The 9,890-nt window shown below is 48.4% G+C and carries 7 protein-coding genes and 1 pseudogene; 1 reads left to right on the plus strand and 7 read right to left on the minus strand.

The annotated features are described in order from the left end of the window. Positions 1 to 65: 65 nt before the first annotated feature. From porU to HMPREF0658_RS06400, 4 genes are all read right to left on the minus strand, one after another. Complete coding sequence (gene porU / locus HMPREF0658_RS06385) at positions 66 to 3,590, minus strand: type IX secretion system sortase PorU (protein WP_006949499.1); 3,525 nt, start codon at positions 3,588 to 3,590, stop codon at positions 66 to 68. A 32-nt stretch (positions 3,591 to 3,622) separates the two neighbouring features. Continuing rightward, positions 3,623 to 4,240, minus strand: a complete 618-nt coding sequence (locus HMPREF0658_RS06390) for a fumarylacetoacetate hydrolase family protein (RefSeq protein WP_006949501.1) — start codon at positions 4,238 to 4,240, stop codon at positions 3,623 to 3,625. Positions 4,241 to 4,356: 116 nt separating this feature from the next. Further along, a complete protein-coding gene (locus HMPREF0658_RS06395; RefSeq protein ID WP_006949502.1) occupies positions 4,357 to 4,995 on the minus strand; it encodes a response regulator transcription factor in 639 nt (212 codons plus the stop codon). A 16-nt stretch (positions 4,996 to 5,011) separates the two neighbouring features. Then, complete coding sequence (locus HMPREF0658_RS06400; protein WP_006949503.1) at positions 5,012 to 5,497, minus strand: PaaI family thioesterase; 486 nt, start codon at positions 5,495 to 5,497, stop codon at positions 5,012 to 5,014. Between the two features lie 821 nt (positions 5,498 to 6,318). On the opposite strand from HMPREF0658_RS06400, the gene HMPREF0658_RS06405 reads away from it, so the two are divergent. Beyond that, a complete protein-coding gene (locus HMPREF0658_RS06405; RefSeq protein ID WP_006949504.1) occupies positions 6,319 to 6,840 on the plus strand; it encodes a hypothetical protein in 522 nt (173 codons plus the stop codon). Between the two features lie 298 nt (positions 6,841 to 7,138). On the opposite strand, the gene HMPREF0658_RS06410 is transcribed toward HMPREF0658_RS06405, so the two are convergent. The 3 genes and pseudogenes from HMPREF0658_RS06410 to HMPREF0658_RS06415 all read right to left on the minus strand — a co-directional run. Further along, on the minus strand, positions 7,139 to 7,618 hold the full coding sequence (locus tag HMPREF0658_RS06410; protein ID WP_006949505.1) for a hypothetical protein: 480 nt from the start codon (positions 7,616 to 7,618) through the stop codon (positions 7,139 to 7,141). Positions 7,619 to 7,827: 209 nt separating this feature from the next. Then, positions 7,828 to 7,989 (minus strand): LbetaH domain-containing protein, encoded by a 162-nt coding sequence (locus HMPREF0658_RS11040; protein WP_006949506.1) that lies wholly within the window; start codon positions 7,987 to 7,989, stop codon positions 7,828 to 7,830. 703 nt (positions 7,990 to 8,692) lie between these two features. Further along, a pseudogene (locus HMPREF0658_RS06415) lies at positions 8,693 to 9,890 on the minus strand (hypothetical protein); the annotation flags it as partial.

A 9,890-nucleotide genomic window follows, 5' to 3' on the forward strand; every position in this document is an offset into this window, starting at 1 on the left:
AAACGGCGAGTGCGGAAATGGCAGTTTGCCCTGCACTGTGCCGAGAGTAAAACGGGTCGAAGGGGTTATTTATTGTTTATGATGACAAGTTTCTTTACCTTGGATGCCACGCTGCCACCTTCGCCGTGTACACGTATGCGATAGAGATAGATACCTGTATGGAGGCGTTTTCCGTCGGTATCAATGAGATTCCACGGATAGGTATAGGCTCTTGTGTCGGAAACGCCGGACTCGGAATGGCTCCATACGAGGCATCCCATGAGGTCGTAAACCTCGATCGTGACGGTGACATCGCTGCCCATACGGTCGTGATTAACGATAAAGGTGGTAGCATTTCGCGCAGGATTCTCGGTCGTATCGATACTGTAAATGGTGGATTTCAAGCCTTTGACCACATGGAATGTCAGTGTCACGGTAGAGGGATTATTCAGTATATCCCATGCCCTGAACCGCAGGGTGTGGAGGCCTTCGCTGAGTTCTGGCAAGCTGTAGTAGGTAGTTCCCGACGTGTAAGACCCGAAATCGTAGACGAAGTTGTTGTTAAGGATATAAGTCTTCTCAATGTCTCCGTCGATGGTCAGTTCCAAGTCGTGCCCGATACCGTTACCGGTGGTGTTGATACCGTCCTTATCTGTTATTTTAGCCACGAAATAGGGTGTAGAATTCACCCGTGCACCCGAGGTAAAAGAGGGTGAGTTAAGGTAACAATAGAGCGACGGGCCTATGGAGTCGTTGGTCGCGGTTACCCCTCCGGTGGTGATGAATGCCTCGCTATAACCGTTAGCAGTCTGGGTATGTTCGGCATTCATGGCATACACGTTGATAAGCCCTTTGCCACCGATATAGTTGATGTCCATGGGTACGGCAAAGACAAATGTAAATCGCCCTGCTTTCACACTGTCTGAACCGGAAAAAAGAATCTTGGTGCGGTCGTAATAAGTCATGGGAGATGTGGTTTCATCATCGTTTTTCTTGCATACTATCAACTCCTTTGCATCTCTCACAATCGCACTTACGAGCCCGTTGAAATCGGTCATCTCTGTCGTGCCGTCGGGGGAAAGAACACGTCCACTTACCCGCGTGATAGAACCGGAAGGCAATGGCACAACGGTGCCGACGGTAATCGGTGTGCCGTTGATGCTATCGATGACAATCTTCCGCTCGGGGAGTTTGAGGGCTAAGGCAGGGTCGCCTAACAACGAGTATTGCAACTTGTTCACCGTGCAGTCCTGTCCGGAGGTAATTAAGAAGTTCTTTGTCTGCCGTTGCGCCTCACCTATCGTCATGTTCCGTCCACCATTCCGGCTCAACACATAGCGTAGGAATGCCATATTGATTACCTTGTTGTAATTAGCATAAACGGTTCGCGTCGTGCCGAAAAATGCCACTGCCCCGCCTTTAGGGTTAAGTACTGCTGCCTCACCTATGGTTGGCGTAACGCCATCAAAGGGCATGATGTCGCATGAGGCCGTAATCCAAAGGGGCAAACGGTCGTTCCGAAACGCAGAGAAGTCGTTGAGCATAAGTACTTTCTCGTGAGAGAGACTTGTCTCTGCTCCGTGACCGGCATAGTCCATAATCAAGGCCCCGGCCGCCTGTTGTTGCTTGATGAGCTTGGTCACTTCGGGATAAGTATTGCCCGTAGCGGCACGTTCACGCCGAAAGGAGTCCCACAAAATGCGGCGCACTTGGTAAGCGGGATAGGCTGTTTCTACTTTTGTAGCGGTTTCATCGAGGTCTTTCATGTGCAGGTTATCGTCGCCGTCGTCACCCATAAACACAAGCATGTTTTGCCAATCTCCCGCATAGGTGTTGTCAATATAGGCAATGGTCTTGTCTACCATTGCTTTCGCTTCTTCATCTGTCCGCACGGGGAAGCGTCCCACTGCTACATCCTGCATGTCGCTCTCTGTAGGGTCTGCCCCTTCCCCATCGTCTAAAAGGGTGAAAAAACCATCGTCTACATAGCAATAAATCTTATTGAAAGAGTTCTCGCTCTCGAAACAGAGCAGAAAATCATCGGGGCTATACGATGTCCAATCGGCAGTGCGCATACGATTGTCCCATGTGCAATCGCCGAAGAGTAGCAGATACTTGGGCATATCGTCGGGTGTGGGATAGCGGTCGTAGAGCATCTTGAGATAGCGCCGATAGGCATTGGCATCGGGTGTACCACTGGAAAACTCGTTGTAGAGTTCGTCTGCAGGCACGATGCGCACGCGCATGCCGTCGCGACGGGTATGGAAATCTGCCAGTCGACGTGCCTGTGTAAGGAGCTTCTGCGACGCAGGGATGATGATTATCATGTCGGCTGCACCGTCGGCATGCAGGTCTTGCGGGGTGATGGTGTACACATATTCCGGCTCCGGATAGGTATCGGATGCCAGCACAGGGGCGGGACGCGGGTTGTTAAATGTCAGCGAGATATGGTCTAAACGCACAGGACCGCCCGATACGGTGGTAATAGTAACGGTGTTTGTTGTCCCGACCGTTACCCCGCTGAATACAGAAGAGGCGGCGTTCCCCATGTCATATTTCCCGGTTGAAATGGAGAGTCGCCCCAACGGTGTGCCGTTGAGCGATACATCGGCAGCCGCGGGGTTGCCTGCCGTAATCGAGATATATAGCTTGCCCGGGGCAGACTGTTCGGGTGCCGACAGCGTATAATCCTTAGACGAACCCTGATATACAGGAGTATCTTCAAACAAGTTGCGTCCGCCGTGATACCATGAGTAGTTGTCTATCTCGTGGAGGGAATGGTAGTCATCGGGGGAAGGATAGAAAGATGAAAGGAAATCGTCGGGGGTAACAGTGAGGGGTGCTGCATCTGTCTCGGTAATGAAATAATAGCCGTAATCAGAATAAGGATTGCGCGTTCTCATAGTTGCCGTGGCACTACTCCATGACACTGCCCCCTGCGCATGGAAGAGGCGACGGCCATCTACGGTGCATGTAGGCACTTCTTTCAGATCGTCGAAGCGTTCCAAATCAGCGGCTGTCAGTTTTTCATTCTGCAATGCCCCGCCATAACCGTAGATCTTTACCTTGGAAAGGTCTGAAAAGCCGGCCTTACGAATCAGGTTTTCGCTCAGTCGATATACGCCCGAAGCCCCTACACGTATCTTAGCCCACTTACCGGAAGACAGCACCGAATGGGCGGCATAACGCGAAGCAGGCGGAACGGGAGTGCGAGTGGCTATACGTTGCATGGCAGGCAGAACGGGGCGAGCTGTGGTGCGGAGCATAAAACTAACGAGCATCCGGTATTGTCCGTTGCGGAACACGAGCGGGCAGAAATCCACTTTCAGCAAACCTTGTCTGCGGTCTGAAAGCCTGCTTTGCCGCATCTCGGGCAAGGCCGGTAGCACTGCATCCGACAACCGGTGGTAGGCCGCCACATCGGCTGCGCTCATATCTATAAACTCCGGATATTCGATAGACACCGTGTAAACGGAGTCTGCATGATTGACAGGCAACGTCTGCGTATAGGTGAAATGGGGCAATACGGTGTCTATCTTCACCTCCTCAGCAGTGAGATTGAAGAACTTCTGCGCCCTTACTGTCCCAACAAACAGGAGCAGAAGTGCCATTACAGATATGCGTATCTTACTTATCAAAGTGTTTATTTTACGTTTAATATCAGTACCTTGCAGTCTTCTATATAGCCCTCAAGGCAATCGTTGATATGAACAGCCCCCACACCGGCCGGTGTACCGGTATAAAGCAGGTCGCCTGTTTTCAGTGTGAAGAACCGACTGATGTAGGCTATCAGCGCGTCTATTCCGTAGAGCATTTCGCTCGCATGGCCTCGCTGCACGGTCGCACCGTTGATATCAAGGCGGAAATGTAGCGTCTGCACGTCCCGAAAGGTCTGTATGTCTATCCATTTGCCAATGGCGGCAGCACCGTCGAAGCCCTTGCAGACCTCCCACGGACTACCCGCGTCACGTAGCCGGCGCTGCATATCGCGTGCCGTGAAGTCGATGCCCACGGTCACAGCGTCGTAATAGCGGTGGGCAAACTGCACGGGGATGCCTTTCCCCAAACGCGAGATGCGCACCACGAGTTCTGCCTCGTAGTCTATCCGACCCATGAAATCGGGTAGGAAAAACGGCTTTCCGGGCTTCAGCAATGCCGAGTCGGTCTTGGTGAATATCACCGGTTCTTTGGGTTTATATAACGTTCCATCCAGCTCTTTATTGTGCTCGATGTAGTTCATTCCTACAGCAAATATCTTCATCGTCTCTTATTTTTGGGTTTTCGAGTGGCGAGGGCTACATGTCTAACGGCCGGCTGAATGCGTATCGATAGCCTATCTTACCCTATACCGTGTCGGATGTTTCACCTACACCTTATCTATATATAATATTCCACAGCATCTATCAAACCGGCACGCAAAGCATATTTCGTAGCTTCATACGCGGTGTTCACTGCTATCTTTCTGAATATGTTTTTCCGGTGAGTATTCACCGTATGGAAGCTGGAATAGCGCTTGTCGGCTATCTCTCGGGTAGTCATGCCTAAAGCAATATCCTTCAGTATCTCGGTTTCTGTCTTCGTGAGGAGGTCTTTCCCACAGGCTGAGGGTACAGGGGTCAACAGCAATTCGGCCATCCGTTGGCAGATATACCGTTGCCCACGCAGGGCAAACAGCAAAGCCTCGCGTATCTCCGGCAGTGAAGAATCCTTCATGACAATACCGAAATGGTTGCCGGAAGTGATGACACTACGCACGAACGCTACACTTAACTCGTTGCTGAAAAGCAGCCATTGCGCCTCCTTGAACCGCTGGGCTATGATGAGAAGCTCGGCTGTGTCGTTGATATCAAACAACGTATAGTCGAGTACCACGACAGAGCAAGGGTTTGCTTTCAGTCGTTCGGTCATCTCAACCTTGTTTTCTACATATTCGTAGCATACGCCGTCGAGGTCTCGCATCACATGTATCAGGCCTTCGCGGGTGATGTCTTGTCGGTCTGCCAATAGAATGTTCATGTCTCTGCCGCTGTTTCTACATGGAAAAAAACGTTTCTGCCTCCACATCGCAACCCATGAATCCCATTTCGCGGGCACGCTCCTCGGGCTGCATGAAGTAGATGGCGGTTCCTTCATCGCAAATCACCCCCTGCCCGTCTTCTAACGTCACAGCAATAACAGCGATGTTTCTCACCTGTTTGATGATATGTGCCCGCAAAGTAATTTGCGGTTCGGTGGTCATAACGGGCTTTTTGAAAGTAACCTCCAACTTACCCGTTACGCCCGTGGCTTGCAGTTTGCGCATCACCGTCCAGCCAGCAATCTCGTCTATCAGCGTACTGATAATGCCGCCATGCATGGTGTTTATCCAGCCTTGGTAATGTTGCTGCGGACACCAGAAGCACACGATGTCGTCGCCATCTTCGAAAAACTCCATGTGCAACCCTATCGGATTATCGGGCGAACAGCCGAAACAGTCGTAACCGCCTTTCTCTCTCCACGGGTTTTTGATTTTTTTCATACGCCTCGGTATTTGTTGTAAACAGCAACAAAAGTAATAAAAAAAACGGATGAATGCTGCCATTGTCCCCCATTTTACATTTTCTGCCCGCCCCTTTTCCTTATGATTCCCTTAGTTTTTAGTCCCTAAAAGACGAGGTTGCGACTTTAAACTCCAATCGTTCATGAGACCGCTTCTCTACCATTTCAATACGGATTCCATGACTTCCTAAGAGGCTCTCATAACCTATTTGGGGTTCGAGGTCGTAAAGTTACGGATGATAAGTCGGCATTCGTTCCCCGTACAGATGCCGTTTGACCGTGGCACAGATACGGTTTGTACAGGGAAAGATCGGCAACCGTTCTCGGCGCAAGTCGTATCGGTTGTGGGATTCTGTCGCACCTACAGCGCTCCATTTAGGGGAACGCCCTATAGCCAGCGCTGTACGCTGGGCTAACATGTTACGCTCTTGTAGAGCTTACCCCATCAATCATACGATGATTTTAGGGCATCTATGTGCCCTGCAATACTACTTTTGGGAGACTTGCATTGCACCTCACACCATCATAATAGGGTATTGACGCACTCCGTAATCATACTCTGCCAGCGCTTGCATTGCCCCTTACATGCGCTTAGACTAAGAGAGCTATTTCTGGTAATCGGCTGTTGCATTTACTGTACTTGCCCAAACTCCTAAGAAATAAGGTAAAACCAAATAATGTTAATCTAAGGGTATTTTCAATCTGTTCAGATAATAATGACCTTCTTTTTGGGCTATATTTGCAAATAAACAGATATTGTAGAGAGATTCCTTTAATAACCTCACTTATTTACCTTTGTGTATGATGAAACCCAACAAAGTATTATTGATGATATCAGGTATCGTTATGATATCTGTCGTCACGATTCTCTCCTCATGCTGTAAAGATGAGGAAGGAGTTTTTTATCCCAATCTTTCAAGAGAAGGGGGAGAAAAGTTCCGCTTTCACAATGTAGGAAAAGACACCATCTATTGGGGAGACGAAACCCACAACGATGTTAGCATATGGACAGTTAACGTAGTCAAGAAAGGAGAGATGGAGTACGCATTTGTACAAGTCCGTACTGAGACAGGAGAAACAAAAGTGGCTGGGACAGACGGGACTGTATATGGTACCCTTGAATATAAGGAGGGGAAACTGTTCAAGGCAGACATGATATGGTGTACCCTTGTAAGATTGGCAGACAAACAAGGGCATTTGACCAATGGCTACGAGATAGAAGTAAGGGAAAAGCCGGAGCGAGACTATGACATCGCTTTCGTTGTTATCGGTTATTCTAAAAATAAGAGCAGACCACAACAAACGAGTATTCGCCTAAAATAAGGTAAGTTTGCTGTCCAAAGTGTTGATAGGAGAGAAAATGCTTTCCTAATATCTTAAAGATTTTCTGCCAATAAAAGGAACACTTTGTCAAGGATATAAACACAAAAGAGCCACTTCTCTACTCTGTAGCGAGTAGGGAAATGGCTCTTTATAGTTGCCTATGCGTATTCCGTAAACAGCGAACGCAGGCGGTATCATAAGGGTAAGAACGCAAATCCACATCGGTCATAGGACAGCTTATCCACCATGCTAATAGGGATGACATGGCTGCCTAAGAAGCTCTCATGACCGATTTGGGTCAAAGGCTATTGTGGGTAAAAGGCTTACCGTCGAAGTTAAACGAGGCTGTGGTGGTCTTTCCTGCCTCAGTCTTCTTCACATTGAAAGTGATTTGATAAGTATCTGAACTCTTCTTTTTGATGAACAGAGAGCTGCCCTTATCGAAAACAACGCCGGGACCACCGATGAGTGAGCCAAGTTGGAATACCCAATCGCCCGGGGTACTTAGGTCGATGACCTTGCCTTCGAGCTTCTCCGGAATATCAAGTGTCACACTGGCAAGGTTCGTTATACCGGACATGCCGGCAATGCTTACAGTGTAACGGCCGAGGGCATTCTGCACAAGAACCGCTTGTACCTTGTATTCCTTGCCGTTTACGGTGAGGGTGTTGGATGCTTTGTTGTCGTCGTCGCTGCCGCAGGAAGCAAACATTCCTGCCATGCAGATTGCTACAAGGCCTACGACCATGTAGCTGAAAAACTTGTTGTTTCTAAACATAATATTGAATTTTACTAAAGACCGCCCCCCAGCTCTCTAAGTGGATAGTGCGACCGATGGTAACGGGAATCGGGGATTGGTCGGTTTTGATTTGTCGCGCTATAAGTGCTGTTTACGGGTGCAAAGGTAGTGAAATAAATCAGAAAGCAGACGCTTTCCACAAGAAAAGGGTATAGGAAAATACGAGAAAATGCCGTCTGATGTCATCATTATATACCTCCTCCATCGATGAAGGACACGTCTTGCGCCTTGATTTGCAGAATCTTTGAGTGCGGAGGCACACTGTTGGTGACCCACACATTACCGCCAATGACGGTATCGTGGCCAATGATAATGTTGCCCAATAGGGTAGAATTGGAGTAAATTGTCATTTTCTGTCGCCCCTTTGGAGTTATTGGATGAGATTCTCTTATCTCGAACTCACGTAGATAGTTAGAGGACAACCGCCTTTACAATATGATTTCACCTCATGAGATATAAGGAATATTAAATTCCCATCACATGCTTATAATCCCTTATCCACGTCTGTATAACTCATTATACACGTTTGTATAATTTGTTCTCCACGTCTGGATAATCTGTTCTCCACGTTTGGAGAACTCATTATCCAAGTTTGGAGAGTTTGTTATCCACGTTTGGAGAATCCGTTCTCCACGTTTGGAGAGTTTGTTATCCACGACGGGAAATTTGTCTCTTCACGGTGGGGAAATATTTCCCTTCATTGCGGGAATTTGTATTTCCTATTGTAAAGACGATGATAAACCCTGTTTCATCGACTTGATTATCTAACTACGCAAGTTCGGGATAAGGCTATCGGACTGTAAGCCCCGACGGGGCTATTAGACGAGACCTCTTATCCCGAACTCGTGTAACAAATAATCTGAAATGACCTCGCTCTGTAACGGATATTTCTCATCAGGCAGAACCATAGGACATCTGTCCGTCACTGATGACATATCGTTCTGCCGCCAAAACGACACAAAAAGGGGACTGCTCCGTGATACTCAACGTATCGGGAACAGCCCCCACGATAGATAAGATAAAGTAAGTTACGGTTGGCTCTGCTAAGAAATATTACTTCTTAAACAGAGAAGCCAAACGATATTGTATACCGATGTTCAAACTGTTTACAAACGTACCCGGAGTGCGGTAGATCTGGGCGGAGTTGTAACGGTCTTTGCTCATACGATAGACTGTGTGGCTATAGAAGAGTGACAAGTCTTTGGTGAGATGATAAGACAGGATGCCACCAAGGTTGAACGCTAACTCTGTACCTGCTTTACCCAACACAAGGGAGGGGCCACCATAGAAAGAGAGGTTCCACTGACGATTCGGATTAACACCCGAAATCATGTTGAGGGCATTGAATTGGTAGTTTAACGACACTGCAGTGTTCTTGAACTCCATAGGGTCTAAACTGCTGCCGCCATTGTCTATCCAAATCTTATCGGTCAGGTACTCGCCACTTAGGCGTATGCCGTGGTAATCATCGAGATTGTAGCCTACAAAAAACGCACCATTCTTCAGCAACGGATTGCTTTGCCCCGTGTAACGCCATGTATGTACAGCTGTGTTCCAGCCGAAACCGCCACCTATAAAGAGGCCGGCATCTACTTCTTCCTGACCTTTCGCCTGCTGCACCTTCTTACCTTTGAGATGCTCGTTGCCGTTCAGGAGCAAAGACATACCCAACTTGATGGCCAACTCATTGGCGTTTTTCAATACCTTATTGCCGCTGAAACGACCCATCATAGAGTAAGTAGGCTCAATATTGAAGCGGAGGTCGTCGCTCAACTTCACCCACAGCTGGGCACCTAAACGGAACTCGTTGAACTTGCCTTCATAGGCTTTATCCCAATCTTTCACGAAACGAATCTTACCTGCACCGAATCCTCCAAAGATGTTGAAGCCGGCAGGAGCCTTCCAATCGTATATTTTGGTAATGCCGAGCGGGTTGAACATTAAGTCTAAAGTACCGGCTACAAAGCCCAATTGGTACTTCATGTGCTTGGCAGAAGAGCGATCCCAATCACCATTGCTGATATGAATACCGCCGCGAACGCCTAAAGCAGAGTTCAACCACCAACCAAGGTTGGCGTTAGCAGTATAGCCTATCGAGCTACCCGACGACACTTTTACCTTATTGTACCACGATGGACCAATATTATACTCGAAGAAGAAGGGTTGACGAGCGTAGTCGCAAGCTAAGGGATTATTGGCCCCAGGCTGGCTCTTGCCAAAGGTGCCTCCAAGATGATACTGCAAACCAATG

Source organism: Hoylesella marshii DSM 16973 = JCM 13450 (assembly GCF_000146675.1).
GTDB classification, from domain to species: Bacteria; Bacteroidota; Bacteroidia; order Bacteroidales; family Bacteroidaceae; genus Prevotella; species Prevotella marshii.